At 41.2% G+C, this 17,875-nt stretch carries 16 protein-coding genes; 7 read left to right on the forward strand and 9 right to left on the reverse strand.

Annotated features, from left to right (window positions below):
• Positions 1-69: 69 nt before the first annotated feature.
• Positions 70-1,893, reverse strand: coding sequence for a DNA primase (gene dnaG, locus QZ019_RS05360; RefSeq protein WP_295482939.1), 1,824 nt, complete (start codon positions 1,891-1,893; stop codon positions 70-72).
• A gap of 139 nt (positions 1,894-2,032) precedes the next feature.
• Between dnaG and QZ019_RS05365 the strand changes: the two genes are divergently transcribed.
• The gene (locus tag QZ019_RS05365) at positions 2,033-2,893 is read left to right on the forward strand and encodes a symmetrical bis(5'-nucleosyl)-tetraphosphatase (protein ID WP_294563542.1); all 861 of its coding nucleotides are present in this window, start codon (positions 2,033-2,035) and stop codon (positions 2,891-2,893) included.
• On the opposite strand, the gene QZ019_RS05370 is transcribed toward QZ019_RS05365, so the two are convergent.
• The 4 genes from QZ019_RS05370 to rplU form a co-directional block, all read right to left on the reverse strand.
• Positions 2,857-3,369, reverse strand: coding sequence for a dihydrofolate reductase (locus QZ019_RS05370; protein WP_295482942.1), 513 nt, complete (start codon positions 3,367-3,369; stop codon positions 2,857-2,859). The genes QZ019_RS05365 and QZ019_RS05370 overlap by 37 nt on opposite strands.
• A gap of 3 nt (positions 3,370-3,372) precedes the next feature.
• Positions 3,373-4,521: an Obg family GTPase CgtA gene (gene cgtA, locus QZ019_RS05375; protein ID WP_295482944.1), complete on the reverse strand. Its 1,149-nt coding sequence runs from the start codon at positions 4,519-4,521 to the stop codon at positions 3,373-3,375.
• 156 nt (positions 4,522-4,677) lie between these two features.
• Entirely contained in the window at positions 4,678-4,944 is a 267-nt protein-coding gene (rpmA, locus tag QZ019_RS05380; protein ID WP_009142269.1) for a 50S ribosomal protein L27, read from the reverse strand.
• A 15-nt stretch (positions 4,945-4,959) separates the two neighbouring features.
• The gene (gene rplU / locus QZ019_RS05385) at positions 4,960-5,271 is read right to left on the reverse strand and encodes a 50S ribosomal protein L21 (protein ID WP_040908978.1); all 312 of its coding nucleotides are present in this window, start codon (positions 5,269-5,271) and stop codon (positions 4,960-4,962) included.
• Between the two features lie 269 nt (positions 5,272-5,540).
• Between rplU and QZ019_RS05390 the strand changes: the two genes are divergently transcribed.
• Positions 5,541-8,882, forward strand: a complete 3,342-nt coding sequence (locus tag QZ019_RS05390; RefSeq protein WP_295482948.1) for a mechanosensitive ion channel domain-containing protein — start codon at positions 5,541-5,543, stop codon at positions 8,880-8,882.
• 78 nt (positions 8,883-8,960) lie between these two features.
• Here QZ019_RS05390 and QZ019_RS05395 read toward each other — a convergent pair whose 3' ends face one another.
• Positions 8,961-9,164 (reverse strand): 4Fe-4S binding protein, encoded by a 204-nt coding sequence (locus QZ019_RS05395; protein WP_294563617.1) that lies wholly within the window; start codon positions 9,162-9,164, stop codon positions 8,961-8,963.
• Between the two features lie 77 nt (positions 9,165-9,241).
• Between QZ019_RS05395 and QZ019_RS05400 the strand changes: the two genes are divergently transcribed.
• Genes QZ019_RS05400 through QZ019_RS05410 form a run of 3 tightly spaced genes read left to right on the forward strand, consistent with a single transcriptional unit; the run spans position 9,242 to position 11,312 of the window.
• The gene (locus QZ019_RS05400; RefSeq protein ID WP_295482951.1) at positions 9,242-9,949 is read left to right on the forward strand and encodes a YggS family pyridoxal phosphate-dependent enzyme; all 708 of its coding nucleotides are present in this window, start codon (positions 9,242-9,244) and stop codon (positions 9,947-9,949) included.
• An 8-nt stretch (positions 9,950-9,957) separates the two neighbouring features.
• Positions 9,958-10,770, forward strand: coding sequence for a pyrroline-5-carboxylate reductase (gene proC, locus QZ019_RS05405; protein ID WP_295482952.1), 813 nt, complete (start codon positions 9,958-9,960; stop codon positions 10,768-10,770).
• Positions 10,770-11,312: a YggT family protein gene (locus QZ019_RS05410; protein ID WP_295482954.1), complete on the forward strand. Its 543-nt coding sequence runs from the start codon at positions 10,770-10,772 to the stop codon at positions 11,310-11,312. Before proC ends, QZ019_RS05410 begins: the two co-directional genes overlap by 1 nt.
• A 21-nt stretch (positions 11,313-11,333) precedes the next feature.
• On the opposite strand, the gene QZ019_RS05415 is transcribed toward QZ019_RS05410, so the two are convergent.
• The 3 genes from QZ019_RS05415 to QZ019_RS05425 form a co-directional block, all read right to left on the reverse strand.
• Positions 11,334-12,089, reverse strand: a complete 756-nt coding sequence (locus QZ019_RS05415) for a 1-acylglycerol-3-phosphate O-acyltransferase (protein WP_295482957.1) — start codon at positions 12,087-12,089, stop codon at positions 11,334-11,336.
• Positions 12,090-12,091: 2 nt separating this feature from the next.
• A complete protein-coding gene (parC, locus tag QZ019_RS05420) occupies positions 12,092-14,407 on the reverse strand; it encodes a DNA topoisomerase IV subunit A (protein ID WP_295482959.1) in 2,316 nt (771 codons plus the stop codon).
• Positions 14,408-14,625: 218 nt separating this feature from the next.
• Entirely contained in the window at positions 14,626-15,855 is a 1,230-nt protein-coding gene (locus QZ019_RS05425) for an MFS transporter (RefSeq protein ID WP_295482960.1), read from the reverse strand.
• A 182-nt stretch (positions 15,856-16,037) separates the two neighbouring features.
• On the opposite strand from QZ019_RS05425, the gene QZ019_RS05430 reads away from it, so the two are divergent.
• A complete protein-coding gene (locus QZ019_RS05430; RefSeq protein ID WP_295482963.1) occupies positions 16,038-16,676 on the forward strand; it encodes a L,D-transpeptidase family protein in 639 nt (212 codons plus the stop codon).
• Between the two features lie 5 nt (positions 16,677-16,681).
• Entirely contained in the window at positions 16,682-17,761 is a 1,080-nt protein-coding gene (locus QZ019_RS05435) for a glycosyltransferase family 9 protein (RefSeq protein ID WP_295482966.1), read from the forward strand.
• The last annotated feature ends 114 nt before the right edge of the window (positions 17,762-17,875 follow it).

Genomic DNA, 17,875 nt, shown 5'->3' on the forward strand with positions numbered 1-17,875 from the left:
ATAAAGGATTTTTTTAGTATGAAATTTTTTTTGAAGCTCTCATGCGTAACTACTAAGGAAAATAGCGCATTAGCTTATTCCATGCTTTGTCAACATACGATTTAACAAAGACATACTCTCCATTTCTTCTTTGGTGATCTTATCCCCGCGAAGGCGCAGACGCTCTATTTCCTGTTTAATAGGCATTGCCAGAGTCTCTTTTATCAGCTTTGAAAGTAAGTCGGCCCTGACCTCCGGAGGGAACTCGGAGCCGTCGGCTTTTTTAGGGATAAATTCAGCTTCAATTAAATTTCTTACGTATTTTTCACGTACGCTGCCGCGAACGCTCTCAATAAAAGAAGCCGGGGTAATATCGGGCTTTTCCTTGATTAAATTCAAAAAAAGACTTAAATCGCCATTACCTTTGATGTTAGCGGCCTTACAAAGGCACGGTAGTTTATCTAGGTTAAAGCGTTCATATACGGTTGAAACCAAAGTAGGCTGCTGCAAAATAAAAGCGATAAGCTTACGCATCGGGGTTGTCAATAAATTTACGGTACCGACTTTTTCCACCGCCCCCGTTTCTTTTTGCATTTCTTTTTCATCGCGAGAATTAAGGCGTACGGATTTTAGCATTTCATACAGCAGCTCTTCCTCAAGACCTGCCTTTCTTGCCAATTCCGAAACACACACGGCCTGCAGCGTCATTTCAGGAATTCTGCGGATAAAATACAAAACCTCATTTAAAAACGGCGATTTCTGCCCCGGATCGCTTAAATCATATTTATCGCTTATATGCTTAATTAAAAATTCAGGATAAGACAAAGAGGCATCAAGAGTTCTGGTAAATGCAGACAATCCTTCTGCACGTACTAAAGAATCAGGATCGTGCTCAGGAGGTAAAAAAGCAAAACGGATTTCTCTATCCGCTCTTAGTACTAAAGTGGCAGTTTCAAGGGCATGCCAGGCAGCACTGCGTCCGGCAAAATCGCCGTCATAACAACAAACAACCTGCTTTGTGTACCGAAACATCAACTCCATCTGCTCTTTAGTAGTTGCCGTTCCCAAAGATGCAACCGCAAAAGAACAGCCGAACTGACGCAAAGCAATAACATCCATGTATCCTTCAACAATTACGATACGGGCAGGACGATTGCGATTTGCCTGAAGCGTCTCATAAAGTCCGAACAGTTCATGACGTTTTCTGAAAATGGGACTTTCTGCGGTATTTAAATACTTAGGCTTTGCGTCCCCTAAGGTTCGTCCGCCGAAACTTATTACCCGACCGCGCCCGTCGATGATTGGAATCATCACCCTGCCGCGGAACATCGCATAAGAGCGGTCGCCCTTATCTACGACCATGCCAAGTTCAATCAACTTTCTATATTCATCGGTATTTTTAGCGATATTATGAATATAATCCCAGCTATCCGGAGCATAGCCTAAACGAGCTTTTATTATCGTGTCTTCGCTTAATTCTCGTTTTTTTATAAAGTAATCTTTACCTTCAGGAGAAGAATTAAGGCATTTGGTAAAATATGACGCGCATCTGTCCATAAGCTCATAATAAAGCTTATAGGTATCAGCCTTTTCAAAACCGCCGCTGCCTTGCTCATATTCAACGTTAAGCCCTGCAAACTGCGCAACTTCCTCCACAGCTTCAACGAAACTTAAATTTTTAAACTTCATGACAAAATCTATGGCGTTGCCGTGTTCTTTACAGCCAAAGCAATAAAACATCTGCTTTGACGGAGTCACCACGAACGAAGGAGTTTTTTCGTGATGAAACGGGCAGCAGCATGTGTAATTATTGCTGCTTTGACGCTTTAAAGTAACATATTGGCCGATGAAGGCTTCAATATTAACTGCAGGAATAAGTCTGTCTCGTATAAAATTAACGGAAATTCGCGGCATACAAAACTCGAATCTGGCGCTTTAAGCACCTCTTGCAAAAAGAGCAATTAAGGGCAAGATTACGATTAAAATCTAATGCTTAGCCTTGATAATCAAAATATGTGCTAACATTTTAGCAAATATAGCACGAGGTTTTTTAATGGCAACATACTGCATCGGTGATGTTCATGGCTGTTATAACGAGTTCATGGCGTTGCTTGAAGAAATAAAATTCGACGAAACAAAAGACGAACTGATTCTTACCGGAGACTTAATCGGCCGCGGACCTTTCCCTGTCGAAACGATGAAAGCCGTTATGAGCATGAAAAACACGGTTTCAGTGCTCGGAAATCATGATCTAAACTTTTTAGCCGTAGCCGAAGGCATAGTTACCCCAAGACCCAAAGACAATTTACAGGTTATTTTAGACTCACCTATTTGTGACGATATAGTTAAATATTTTATTAATTCACCGCTTTTATATATTCATAAAACCAAACTTTTATGCGTAGCCCATGCCGGCATTTATCCGTTATGGGAATTAACCTACGCAAGAAAAGCGGCCAAAGAAACCTGTAAGGTGCTGCGCGATGATTTAAGACGCAAAATTTTACTTGCCAATATGTACTGTGATGAACCTAATATTTACAGTGAAGATTTATCCGGATTAAAGCTGTGGCGTTTTACTTTAAACGCTTTTACCAGAATGCGTCTTATGTACCGTACCGGAGCGCTGGATTTTAAAAATAACGCTATAAGTCCTGAACTTGTAAAAAACGACGGTCTTTATCCGTGGTTTGATTTAGGCAACCCGATGCAGCGTAAAAAGAAACAGTACACTTTGGTTTTCGGGCATTGGGCGGCACTTGGAGCAAAATGTCAAAGACCTTTTGTCAAAGCTCTTGATACCGGATGCGTATGGGGCGATAGGCTTAGCTGCTGGTGTTTTGATACTGACAAAACCTATCGCATAAAAAGTCTTGGCTATACCGAGCCTAAAGTCCAGGTTTCAAAGGTATAGGCAAAACCGCACTCATCAGAGAAATGATCTTCGCTTGATACTTTTTTAAACGGCAAATTCTGCCAATCAGGAAAATAAGTATCGCCGGCAAAGCTTTGATGAATACGCGTAAGATGCAAGACTTTGGCTTTTGGCAAGGCTTCTTTATAAAGACGCTCTCCGCCTATAACAATAAGGCGATCACAAGGAAATTCTTCTTTAGGCTCTTTTTCCACGAGACGGCAGGCTTCATCAAGAGAAGAAACGACCTCAACGCCATTTTCACATAAAGACTTATCCCTGCTTATTACAATATTGCGTCTTTTCGGCAAAGGACGTCCGATACTCTCAAATGTCCTTCTGCCCATTACGATATTGGAATTTAAAGTGACGGCTTTAAAGTGTTTTAAATCCTCACTTAAATGCCAAGGGATCTCTTTATTAATGCCGATAACGAAATTATCGGCAAGTGCTACGATAAGCTCAAGCGATACCATCGATTAATTCCTGTAAATAAACTCAGGACCTTCGTCTTCAAAGTCATTGTCGCCTTCTTCAAGCACGACCTTCTTTTCAGGCTCTGTCCATACGAATTCTTCTGAAGTTACCGCTTTTTCAGGGCTCTGCCTCTCTTCTTCCTTGACCTTATCGACAAGCTCCTGGACTTTATGCAGCAAGGCATTAAGATTTTCACTCTTTAAAGCCGAAATAATAAAAGTTTCTTCAGGCTTAACTTCAAGAGCGTCAACCACACGGGATAAAATCTCTTGAGCTTCTTCCTTGGAAACAAGATCTGCTTTGTTTAAAACCAGATAGCGCGGTTTATCAAAAAGATCATGAGCATACTGCTTAAGCTCTTGCTCGATGATCTGCGCATTACGGGCCGGATCCGAGCCGTCAACAGGCATTGCGTCAACCAAATGCAAAAGCACGCGGCAACGTTCCAAATGACGTAAAAAACGATGTCCAAGACCGGCGCCTTCGGATGCTCCCTCAATAAGACCCGGAACATCAGCAATAACGAAGCTTTCACCGTTGCCCGTCTTAACGACTCCAAGATTGGGCACTAAGGTAGTAAAAGGGTAATCTGCAACTTTAGGGCGAGCGGCCGATACTGCGCGAATAAAAGTTGATTTACCGGCATTAGGCAAACCGAGCAACCCCACATCAGCGACTAAAAGAAGCTCCAGATCCAGAATTCTTCTTTCACCCGGGGTTCCGTTGGTCTTTTGGCGCGGAGCACGATTTGTCGGACTCTTAAAATGGGTATTGCCGTAACCGTGGCGTCCGCCGCGAGCCACACATAAGACTTCATTCTCTTTACGCAAATCGCCTAAAACTTCCGCAGTCTCAGCATCAGTAATACGGGTTCCGACCGGAACTTTCAAATATATATCCTGACCGCGAGCTCCGGTACAATCGGAGCTCATACCGTTCTGTCCGCGTTCTGCCTTATAAAACTTAGTAAAGCGATAATCCACTAAGGTATTAAGATTTGAGTCGGTTACAACGAATACATTACCGCCGTCACCGCCGTCGCCGCCGTCAGGGCCGCCGCGCGGCACATACTTTTCACGACGAAAGCTGACGCATCCGTTTCCGCCGTCTCCCGCTTCCACACGAATCGTGGCTTCATCAACAAACTTCATTTAAAGTCCCTCTTCGCTCTTAAAGCAAATCTTAATTCCTAAACACTAAGGCAACTAACAGTATAGACAAAAATTTTAAGGCAGGAATCGCAATGAGAATGATATTCGGATATGAAAAAGCCCCGCAATTGCGAGGCTCTTTGATCCGTGGATCGCTTAGGCTACTTCAGCCTCGACAATCTGAACGAACTTACGGTTCTTAGGACCGCGGGTAACGAACTCGACTTTGCCGTCTTTCTTAGCGAACAAAGTGTCATCACGGCCGATACCTACGTTAGTACCAGGATGGAAATGAGTGCCGCGCTGACGGACGATGATGCTGCCTGCGCTGACTACTTCACCGGCATAACGCTTTACGCCGAGACGCTGACCTTGAGAATCGCGGCCGTTACGAACGGAACCGCCGGCTTTTTTATGTGCCATTTTCCCCTAACTCCTTTACTCGGAAATACCGGTAATTTCTAAATCGGTGTACCACTGACGATGACCAGTGACTTTCTGGTGGTGCTTACGACGACGGAATTTAACAATCTTAATCTTCTCACCGCCGTGAACGCCCAATACCTTGGCAGAAACCTTTGCGCCTTCGAGGTAAGGAGCGCCAACTTTAATATTGGTGCCGTCAGAAATCAAAAGGACTTTGTCCAAATCAATAGTGCTTCCAGCTTCGGCATCGAGGAGTTCGACGCTAAGCACGTCGCCCTCGGAGACCTTGTGCTGCTTGCCGCCGCAAAAAATAACCGCGTACATGGCTCAAACTCCGAAAAATTTGCAGGAGTTGTGCTCCCGCAGTTTACAAAATCAATGCAAAATAAACCCGTTATGGGATAGTGGGGCAGTATTTTACATATAAAAATAGCAATATGCAAGCTTTTGTGCGCTCTATTGCTATTTTTCCTGAAAGAAAACCGAACATGCTTTTTACCAAGGTAAAACAACCCAAGGAAAAAACGTGAAAATTCAATCTTCCGCACTTCTACCCGCGCAATCTTATCACCAAAAGCAGACAACAGGAAAAAATGTCTATAATGAAAGAGCTTTATTTTCATTGTCAGATATTAAAAATGCGCAGATCATCATTTAAAAACTTTTTCTTATTTACTGTCTTTGCAATTGTTTTTGCCATAACTTCTACGGCACACGCCGCCGATTTATCTTTTTCTTTAATCAATAAACAGGTAGCCGCAGTTAATGCTGATACCAATCTTAGCGATGATGAAAAAAAGACAAAGCTTTCAGAACTTAACAGTGCCGCCGACCTCTTAAAAAAAGAAGCCTCTCTAAATAAAGAGATTGAGGATTTTGATCTTATTCAGAAAAATTCCGACAAAATTCTTTCAGGTCTTGAATACGAATTCAACAGCGCCAACTCTTTATTCGGACATGGAGCACCTGACATTACCGCAAAAAACAGCGACGAGCTTAATTTGCTTATTAACGACTTTACTTTAAAGCAAAGAGAGGCTCAAAGCGACCTTTCAAGTGCCAACTCCGATTTTAATAATCTGCAAACTCTGCCGAGCAAAGCACAGACCATTATTTCGGAAAACGCGCTTACCATCCAAAATCTTACCGATAAAATCAATAATCCCGAGCTTAAGCTTTCGTCTTTTGATCTATCGGTAATTGATAAAAATATCGAAATATTAAATAAGGAAAATGAATTTTTACAAAGAAAGACTTTATTCCTGACGAAACTTCAGGACATGGCAACCTATAGAATACGTACCGCCACGATTAAAAATCAATATTATCAGGAATGTCTTAGAAAAGCCCAAACGCTGCAAAATCAACTTTTAACTAAAGATATAGCAAATACCGATATCACCGATAATGTCATAAGCGACAATCCGGCATTGAAAAAGGAACTTGAAATCAATCATCAGATTTCAGGACATATTGATAAACAGCTGCAGCAAAACGTACAAATCAATCGTCAGCTGCACGATGTTGAAGCCGCGATTGAAACCGTCAAACAGATAAATTCCGATATTGATGAGCAAATAAGCCGCATCGACGGCAATCTTATTCTGTCAAGATTGTTAAACCGTCAGCTTGAGGAAATTCCTAATATCGAATTATCTTTAAATTTAGACGAGCTTTTGCCTAATTTTAATTTATGGCTTTATGATTTAAGAAATTATCGCGATTCCCTTTTTGATACCGCAGGTTACGTCAATAACATGACGAAAAAAGATCCTGATTTAGTTCCAATAAAGCAAGATCTTGAAAAAATCATCAAACAGAGAAAAGATTTATACGATAAGCTTTATCAGACCATGACCGAAGCATCAACTACGGCTATGACCTTAAAAATAAAATACGCAGAGTTTACCGATTTAAAAAACGCTATTCTCTCCACCATCAATGAACATTTATTCTGGTTAAAAAGCAACTACCCTATAAGCTCAGATTACGTCACCAGTTTTATCCCGATGGCTAAAGCCCAGATTTTAGCTTTTAACTCTTCACTGATGAACACGCTTGACAACAAAGCGCGAACCATTCCTCTTTTTATATTTTTAATTCCGCTAACCGTGATTGCACTTATTGTCAATTCTTTAAAAGAGACAATATTGCGCACGGACAACAAAGCAGCTTTAAAACTTGATAAGCAAAGCGATAATTTTTACGTAACCCCGCTTTCGGTGTTATGTCAATTTCTTTTAGTGATCCCCCAAGCAGTAGCCCTTACATGGATAGGAGCTTTTATTGTTTTACTTACCATTGATTCAACCTTAAATCAGGTTCATGCCTGCGCCATGATCTTATGGCATTCATTCCTTTTTACTTTCTTTATTAAAGTATTAAATATAAACTCCCTTGCCCAGCGTCATTTTTCTTTGCCGCCTTCTACTGCAAAACAGTATCATGCCATCTTAAAGCGCGTTTTTGCCGGAATGTTCCCGATTCTGGTTATCACCAACATCCGCGAAATAGAACCCGATAAAACGACAGGCGATATATTAGGCTACACTATAGTACTGCTTGCCAGTTTCTATATCGTAATAAAGGTTGCTCAATTTATTAAAAGCTCTTTTGAGCAAAAAGACTTTTCTCTCTTTGACTATATAAAAAGCTTGTTTTTAATCGCAGGACCGCTCGTTCTCTTTTGCATGATTGCCCTTGGCTACTATTACACCGCGACAAAACTTATCAACCGCATCATGTTCTCTTTCTATTTATGCTGCGGATATGTTCTTGTAAGCAATATAGTGCGCCGTACCTTGCTGGTTGCTGAAGCAAGGCTTTTAGCCAAAGCCAAAGCAGCCGCTTTACAAAAAGAATCGGAAAAAACCAAAGCTCCCGGTTTTGCGGTTAGTGCCAATTCAAAAAAAGGAAAGGAAAAAATTGAACAGCTGCGTTTTGAATTTATCAACAACAAAGCTTTTAAACTTATCAATATTCTCCTTTTATGCGTTACCGCAGCTTTTTTATACCAGCTGTGGAAAGATTTGACCAGTGCATTAGGTTATTTGAATACCGTAACTTTATGGTCAAATTCGGTGACAATAAACGGAGAGGTAAAAGATCTTCCGGTTCTAACCCTTGCCAATATCTTCTCAGCGGCAATCATCATCCTAATTACCGTTGTTTTATACCGCAACCTGCCGCCCATTCTTGAGCGTCTTTTCAGATTGAGAGTTGCCTCTGCTCATCAAAGTACCAGCTATACAGCCAAGATTTTAACTTCGTACATCATCACCGCTCTAGGCATCATCTGTACGGCAGGCGCTTTGGGGCTTAGCTGGGATAAACTGCAATGGCTGGTTGCCGCTTTATCAGTAGGCCTTGGCTTTGGACTTCAGGAGATTTTCGCCAACTTCGTATCCGGCATTATCATCTTGTTTGAAAGACAAATACGCGTAGGAGATATCATCACCATCAACGATCTATCAGGAACCGTAAGTAAAATCCGTATTCGCGCTACCACGGTCGTTTCATTTGACAATAAAGAAGTCGTGATCCCCAACCGTGAATTCATCACCACCGAGCTTACCAACTGGTCACTATCTAACACCATTACGATGATCGAGTTCAGCGTCGGAATTGACTACAGTGCCGATCCGGTTAAAGCCAAAAAGATTTTGGAGCACATCGTATTGCGCTGTCCGTACTTATCACGCGAAAAACCCTATAAAATTTATGTAAACAGCATGGATGCCAGTGCCGTTACCCTTAAAGTTGAAGTGTTCGTGGAAAAAATCGGAGATCGTAAAAACACGGTCGATTATCTGAACGTCAACACCTTAAAACGCTTTAACGAAGCTAACATTAACATTCCGTTCAACCGCCTTGACGTTACGGTTCTTAATCAAACTACCGGCAATGCCATCAGGCTTAACAATCAAAACGGCTAAAAATAATCCCTGCAGACTTTCAATTTCTGCAGGGATTTTCCAAATTTTTTGCTTAAACCTCAACTAATGAGACTCAAACTAAATCTTCAGACTTTCAATCTCTTCTTGAGAAGCTTCAAAAATTGATCCGAACTCACATACGTCAAGACAGGCCCCGCAATCGGCACATAAATCGGTATCAATAACACAGCGACCGTTTTCATCCTCGGAAATAGCATCGCACGGGCAAGCATCCTTGCACTCACCGCATCCGGTGCAAACTTCAGGATCGATAAAGAACATACTTCTACCTCTTCTTTAACGAATCAAAATGCTCGTATAATACTGCAACAACCCAGAAAATGAGTCAGTTTTCTAAAATGCTAGAGAATATCACGTCTAATTTAAAAAAGGTGCATGATGAGATTAATTCTTGCCTGCAAAATGCAGGAAGATCTCAAAATGACCTTACTTTGCTTTGTGTCAGCAAAACCAAACCTATTTCCCAAATTATCGAAGCGTACAACGACGGCGAAAGGCACTTCGGCGAATCTTATATTTCCGAAGCCAAAGATAAAATCCCGCAACTAAAAGAAATGGGATATAAAGATATCGTTTGGCATTTTATCGGACCGATTCAGTCCAATAAAACCAAACATATTGCTGAACTTTTTGACATAGTGGAAAGTGTCGATCGCCTGAAAATCGCTAAGCGCTTAAACGATCAAAGACCTGAAGACCTGCCGCCTTTAAAAATCCTTATTCAAGTAAATATAAGTGATGAAGAACAAAAATCCGGTTGTTCTTATGCAGATCTTGATAAGCTTATAAACGAAATCAAAAATCTGCCAAGACTTGAATTGTGCGGTTTAATGGGAGTTGCAGAAGACACTGACGATGAAGAAGTTATTGATAAGAGTTTTGCAAAACTGCACGAAACCTTTAACTCACTTAAGCAAAATCTTCCTCATTTTGCTATCCTGTCAATTGGCATGACCCATGATATGGACTTGGCAATAAAAGAAGGATCTACCGAAATTAGGATCGGAACCGCAATTTTCGGAGCCCGTAAGTACGGTAAATTATAGGAAAAGACATGAGCAAAATTGCATTCATCGGCGGCGGCAATATGTCATCCTGCATCTTTGACGGCATAAAAAAGGCCCGCAATGATGCTGATGAGATTTACGTAAGCGGTCCGCATCTTGAAAAGCTTCAGAAGTTTGCTGATAAAAAAGCTAAGATTACAACCTCAAATGTAGAAGCCGTAAAAGAAAGCGATATCATTTTCTTAGGCGTAAAGCCGCAAATGCTTACAGCAGTTCTTAAAGAACTTAAAGACAACCGTATCGACTTTTCAGAAAAAATTCTAGTATCAATGGCTGCAGGATTTAAGATTGCGAGCATAAGGCGCCTGACGGATGCTCCGTATATCGTTCGCATAATGCCTAACACCCCCGCTAAAATCGGACTTGGCATCACCGGCATCTACTTTGAAAAAGGAATTGACGATAAAGACAAAGAGTTAATCTCCTCTTTATTAGCTCCTTTAGGAATGCTCTGTCAGCTTAATTCTGAAGAAGGGATCAACGCTATCGGAGCTTTGGCAGGATCCGCTCCTGCATTTTTATACCGCTTTTTTGAAGCCGTTGAGCATGAGTGCGTACGCTACGGTTTTAGTCAAAACGATGCAAGAAAAATCGTTGAACAATTAGGTTTAGGTACCTCTTCCATGGTTATTCATAACCATGCGACACCTATAAGCTCTTTGCGCGAGGCTGTAACGTCAAAGGGCGGTACCACTTATGAAGGATTGCAGCAAATGACTTCTTTTAAATTTGAAGAAATGATGGAAGAAGTATTTAAAGCCTGCATGAAAAAGACCCATTTATTTGAGGAAATGTTTTAATGAGTACTTTTTCTTTAATTTTATTGGTAGTTCAAGCTTTTACCATGCTCTTTTTGCTGCGCTTTTTACTGCAGTCATCAAGTGCCGATTACTATCATCCGCTTACGCAGTCAGTATTAAAACTGACCAACCCCATATGTAATATCGACTTTATCCGCCGCCTGCACATTAAAAACTTCTTTGTAGGCGGTATCGCTGTCGCCTTTGCACTTGACTTGATTTTCTGGGTCGGACTGTGTCTTATTACCAACATTCTGCCGATTAAAATAGCGCTTTTAATGTCAGTTCTTACCTGCGTTAAGTGCTTTGGTTATCTTATGCTCATGATTTTAATCGTGCAGGCATTATGCTCATGGCTGCCGAGTACTCGCTCTATAAGCTATCTTATGTACCAAATGTCAGCGCCCTTTGTCGCTCCGGTACAAAAATTAATTCCGCCTATCGGTGTTATAGATATCTCTTTGATGATTGTCGTTTTGGTGATCTTTGCTTTAGATTCCTTCTTCGGCAGTATCTTCGCCCCTTTCTGGTACATCATTTAAAAATACGGAATACCGAATTTTTTAACGTCCTGGAGGCAATTTATAGTCTTCAGGTCTTCTTACCGTCTTATCAAGTTCGTGCATAGCGTTTACCATTTCATCCTGCAACGCCTTAGTATCGCTTACCAAGCTTTGACGACTTAATGACGTTCCTTCAATTATCGGCAAAAGCTTTATCTTAATTTCGCCGTTATCCCATCTGCCTAAATCAATTTGTCCTGCATACGTGGAGGTAACGAAAGGGATAATAGGAACTTTAGCAAGCAGCGCGGTATGCAGCGCCCCTGACTTAAACTTACCCACAGGCCCGTAACCTGAACGTGTTCCTTCAGGGAACATCCAAATCGATAAACCGGTTTTAATTTTTTCCACAATCTTTAAAAAAGTATCACCGGCTTTAGAACGATGCTCTCTATCTAAAAGCACATTACCTGACAAGAAAAACAATATTCCGAAAATCGGAGTATAAAGAAGACTCTTTTTCCCCACGCAAACCAAGCCGGGCTGCGGCAAATCCGCCATCGTCACGATATCCCAATTGCTTTGGTGCAAACCGACGAAAATCGCCGGCATCCTGGAACGAACGGATTTAACGTCAAAATCCAAGATGACTTTTACTCCGATAACGCCTTGCGCCAAACGCAGCATCTGCGTCAAAGCATAGACATTTTTACGGTTAAACGGTCTAAACAGGCAAACGCACAAACCCAGCACCAGCCAAATTAACGCCATGACAAATAAAATCATGACGCGCAAGACTATTAACGGATATCTCATGTTTACTCCAAAGAAAATTCCATAATTGCCTGTTCTTCTTCACCGCTGTCCGACTTTGCCTTAACCACTTCGATAAAATCGACTTTCTGGAAGCCGCGAGGTAAAGTATCTCCGCGCTTAGTGCGTACCGACAGTCTTTCAGCTATTTCAGAAGCGGACAAATTAAGGACTCTCTTTCCGCAGTGAATTATCATGGAAGCACCTTGCGGGATTACAGCTACGGCAGCAACACCGTCCATACCCATATCAAGTTTGGCTCCGGCAATTGATATAAGTTTATTGCCCTTGCCGCGAGGCAGTACCGGCAAATCCTCGGCTTTATAAATTAAAAGCTTGCCCTGACGGCTTGCCACTGCCAAAAGATCACTTGACTTATCGCTTAATTTAACAGGCGCAAAGAGCTTTGCGTCCTCGTCAAGAGAAACAAAAGCACGTCCGCCTTTAAGTCTTGTAAGAATATCTTCATATTTACAGATAAAGCCGTAAGCCTTGTCGCTTGCAAGCAGGAAGTAATCGCTGCTTTGTCCGATGATGACATACTCGGCAAATTCGCCTTGCTGCAAGTTTACCTTTGAAGACAACGGCTCACCTTGTCCGCGGGCTGACGGCAATTCCCGAATATCAACACTGTAAGCTCTGCCTAAATTAGTGATGAATACCGCCTGCTGATTGCTTCTTCCCGAAGCCTTATCCTTAAAGCCGTCTCCGGCTCTATACGTCATGTGCTCTGCATCGGCATTATATTCACTAGCCTGACGTACCCAGCCCATCTTAGACAAAATTACGGTCACCGGAGTGCTCGGAGTCAAATCATCTTCAGAAAAAGCCACTGCTTCAGCACGCTCAACTACAGGGCAACGTCTGTCATCGCCGTAAAGTTTTACATCAGCTAGAATTTCTTTTTTAATAAAAGTTTTAAGACGTGCCTGACTGCCTAAAATGGTCTCAAGCTTATTTTTTTCAGTTAAGAGCTTTTCCTGTTCTTCTTTTATCTTCATCTCCTCAAGACGAGCAAGCTGTCTTAGCTTGGTCTCAAGGATATATTCAACCTGTGCTTCGGTAAGATTAAAGCGCTCTATAAGTTTTTCTTTAGGATTTTCTTCTTCACGAATGATTCTTATGACTTCGTCAAGATTTAAGAAAACTACAAGTAATCCTTCAAGGAGATGCAGTCTTCTTTCGACGTTCTCAAGACGCTTTGACAAACGCTTTGTTACCGTCTGCTGACGGAAAACGAGCCACTCGCTTAAAATCTGTTTTAAATTCTTTACCTGAGGCTTTCCGTCAAGTCCTAAAATATTTAGATTAACGCGATAAGTAGATTCCAAATCCGTAACCGCAAACAGATGATTCATCAGTTCATCGCAGTCGATTCGATTAGATCTGGGAACAATTACCAAACGGCAAGGATTGTTATGATCAGATGCATTGATTAAGTCAGACACCATCGGCAGTTTTTTCTTGGCCATCAGATCGGCAATCTGCTTCTCAACTTGTCCGCCAGACACCTGAAAAGGCAGCGCGCTTACCACAATACCTTCTTTTTCTACTTTATAAACCGCACGCTGACGAACTATACCTTTACCGGTTTCATACATCTTAAGCAAATCAACCTTGGGTGTAATGATTTCGGCTCCGCACGGATAATCAGGTCCAAGTACAAACTGCATTAAATCACTAACACTTGCCTCGGGGTTTTCCAGCAGATAGACAGCGGCATTGGCAACTTCCGTCAAATTGTGCGGAGGGATGTCGGTTGCCATACCGACGGCAATACCCGTAGTTCCGTTTAAAAGGATATTGGGAAGCCGTGAAGGTAAAGCTTTAGGCTCTTCCGCAGTGCCGTCAAAATTGGGGATAAAATCGACGCAACCCGTGTTCAAATCCTGCAGCAGGATATCGGAGTAAATTGATAACCGCGACTCGGTATAACGCATTGCCGCAAAAGATTTCGGATCTTCAACATCACCCCAGTTGCCTTGACCGTCGACTAAAGGATAACGATAGGAAAAAGGCTGTGCCATAAGAACCATGGCTTCATAGCACGCGCTGTCGCCGTGAGGATGATACTTGCCTAAAACCTCACCGACCGTACGAGCCGACTTTACGTGTTTTGCTTTAGGGCCTATTCCGAGTTTTGCCATTGCGTAAATAATTCTGCGCTGCACGGGCTTCATACCGTCACTTACAGACGGCAGCGCGCGATCGCGAATCACGTTCATTGAATAATTTAAATAAGCATTCTCGGCAAAACGTTCAAGCGGCATCTGCTCGATGCCTTCTAGGCTTAATTTATTTTTATCTGTTGTTTCCGACATATTAAGGCAGGATCTTTAAATCAAATCTTCAATGTTTCTAAAAAGTTAATCATACCACAGTGTCTTTCTCTGTGCGGCACCTACAAAAAATCCGAGCAAGCGAAACAAAAACAAAGTGTACAAAGATAGTGTTTTATATTACAAAAAGACTAAAGTCCAAAACCACGGACTTATATTCAATATCTATTTTGCTGCTTAACTTAAGACACCAATCCTTTTCAACGTGCAAGGCGCAGCCTTTCAGCCTCGTTTGGAGACTTTTTCATCCGGAATAAAGAAGTAACGACAACAACCCAAACAAATAATACCCACACACTAAAACCGATTCCGATTTCATCAAGGGTAATATTCGACATCCTGCCTATGATGAAATTAGGAGCCCCTGATCCGACATAAGAGCAAAAATACAAAGCGGCAATAATTCCGGCTCTCTCTTTAAGCGTCGAGTCCAAAAGTAAAAGACTCAAAGTCGCTGTAACTACCCCTCCGCCGGCCATTCCGGTAAAAAACACGCTAAGGACGAATAAAAGAGGAGTTTTAAAATGGATGCACAAAAACAAGCTCAACGCCGCAACGGAAAACACAGAGATAAGAAATAAAGTCGTTCGCACCGGATTTAACTTTCCGACAATAATTCCCGCCGCTGCGTTTGGCATGATAAATAGAAGATAAATTAATGCGGTAAGCAAAGCATCGGATTTTCCGAAAATTTCAAAGGCGTATCTTGCGGAAAATCCCTGTAAAATCGCACCCACGCCCCAAGATCCGACAAATCCTGCGGCGCTTAAAACAAAAATACGCTTAAGTCTTTTAGGTACGGCAAATTTAGGGACTAAAACCTTAGCTAAAGGCTCAGTGTTAAAACGCATCGTTTCGTTACTTAAAAAAACTAAAATCAAGCATAGGAATAACAAAACGATAGAAAACTCAAACAGCAACTTGGGACTTAAAAAACGATACGCAACAATAAATCCGGTTAAAAGACATCCTATGGACAAACCGATATTAGGACTTGCCGCTGTCAATGTCGTGCCCAGCCAAGAACTGTTTTTAGGTGAATTATCCACAACCCATGCCATGCCGGCACTTGACGCTAAACCGCAGGCAAGTCCTTGTAAAAAGCGTGCTACGTACAACTCATCGGCAGAAGTACTGTGGGCAAAAATCAAACTTGCCGTAATACTTAAGAGCAAAGAAATAATAACTACGGGCTTTCTGCCTAGGAAATTGGATAAACGGGAAAAAAGAAGCAAGGCAGCCATACAGCCGACAAAATAACTCAAAACCGTATTAGCGATATTTGAGGAACTAAGATGATGAGACTCAGTCCATATTGCCATCATCGGTATGGCAAACGAAGCCACGATAAAGGATACGGTTAAAGTTAAAATCGCAGTAAAAAAAGAAAACAAACGGCGCTTTTCAGGTTGATTGTTATTTGTTGGCATTTTGCTTACATAAGCTATGACATTTAAAATACGCAGTAAAATTATACTCCTTACAAAACGACAAAAGTAACCGCCTTCCTTTGACTAAATCCGCCGAAAAAATCAAGTTTTTCCTTACATTTAATCTCTATCTTTAAGGTAAAATAACGAATCGTTGTCTCCTTTATTTTTAATCTTTTATTATGTTTTTAAAAAAACTTTACGGCTTTTTTATTCTATTTGTTGTCAGTTTTTTCGTCAGCTCCTGCTCAAACTATACAAAAATCGACAGAAGCCACGATTTATACTATGAAGCTCTCATGGAGCCGGTAATTTACGATCGCGATTACGACTATGTCCGTTTAGGCCGCTTTGCCAATCTTCCCGTATACCCCAAAGGTTACCGCGGCCCTAAAAACCTTATTGATCATGTAATAGTTAACAAAGCCAATCACCAGATGTTTTTGATGAAAAAAGATAAAGTAATCCGTTCTTATTGGATCGCTTTATCCGACAGACCCGTAGGCGATAAACAATACGAAGGAGACAAACGTACTCCTGAGGGCACTTACACGCTTGATTACATCAACTTTAATTCAAATTACTATAAATCTTTCCATATTTCATATCCCAATGCCCAGGATATTGAAGAAGCAAGAAAACTCGGCAAAAGACCAGGCGGAATGATCATGATCCACGGACAGCCTTACAGTTCATCTGCGTATCATGCCACCGTTCAACGTTCAGACTGGACTGACGGATGCATTGCCATTTTAAATCCTGAAATGGATGAGTTTATTTCTTTAGTCGATCCGGGAACCCCGATAACGATTAACCCTTAATAGCTATGTTAAAAAAATTGCGTCTTTTAAAAGACAAGCTGCGTTTTGCAAAAAACAAATTTCTTTACGATTTCAAAGCGTCAGCCAATCTTTCCTCTTTTAACTTTGAATCAATAAAGCATATCGTAATAAGCAAGATGGACGGAAAACTTGGCGATAGCCAAGTTATCACACCGTTTTTCACACAAATCAAGCAATATTACCCGTCTATAAAATTTTCGGTTCTTTGCTCTGAAAACATTGCCCCGATTTATATACAGTGTCTTAAAATTGACAGTGTTGTGGTTTTACCAAAAAAGCCGCAAAAAGAAGATATAAAAAACGCAGTAGAAAAAATAAGTCATTTAGGGCCTTGCGATCTTCTCGTTACTACAGAGCCGAATTTCAGAGCTCGTGATTTTATTCTGGAATCCCTGTTAAAACCTACTTTTACTGCAGGATTTGAGAACCGAGCTGACTGCGTCAATATTAATTTACTCAAAAGGAACTTCGGCAAACATATAAGTGAATATTTTAAGGATTTACTTATCTTAGGCGGTATTAAAAATCCTGACATGCATTATTTACCGCTTATTACAAAAGAATCGACTGATAAACTGTCTTTATTATTTAATGATAAAACCGTTTACGGAATAGCCCCGTACGGAGCTTCAAAACACAGAAAACTAAGTGATAAAACCGTAACTGATATTTGTGACTACTTTTTAAATTTTGACTGCAATGCCTGTCTGTGTTTACTTGTTGCCCCGCAAGATCGCTCAATTCTTGAATCTTTAAAAGACAAATATCATGAACGCCTTATAATTTTACCCAAAGAGCTAAACGCTACCGATCTTGCTTACGCTATAAGCAGACTTAAATTTCTTTTAAGCGTAGACACGGCAAACGTTCATTTAGCCTGTGCTTCAGATACTCCTTTATTTGCTCTTTATTCAGGAATTGACCCTGACGGTATCGTACGCTGGGGACCTGCACCTTGGTGTAAAAAAGCAACAGCTTTTCATAAAAAAGGAGTGCTTATAGAAAATCTTGATTTTGATGATTTTGCGCAAGAATTGCACAAATTCATGCAAATTGAAGATTAACTTTATAAATCAAGGCTTACAATTATTCGTTAAGCAAAAACGATTGTCGGAGAATTTAATATGGCAAAAATTTGCGTTATAGGTGCAGGATACGTCGGAATGTCCCTTTCCGTA

Origin of the sequence: uncultured Succinatimonas sp. (assembly GCF_905203285.1) — a bacterium.
In the GTDB taxonomy this organism is placed as follows: Bacteria; Pseudomonadota; Gammaproteobacteria; order Enterobacterales; family Succinivibrionaceae; genus Succinatimonas.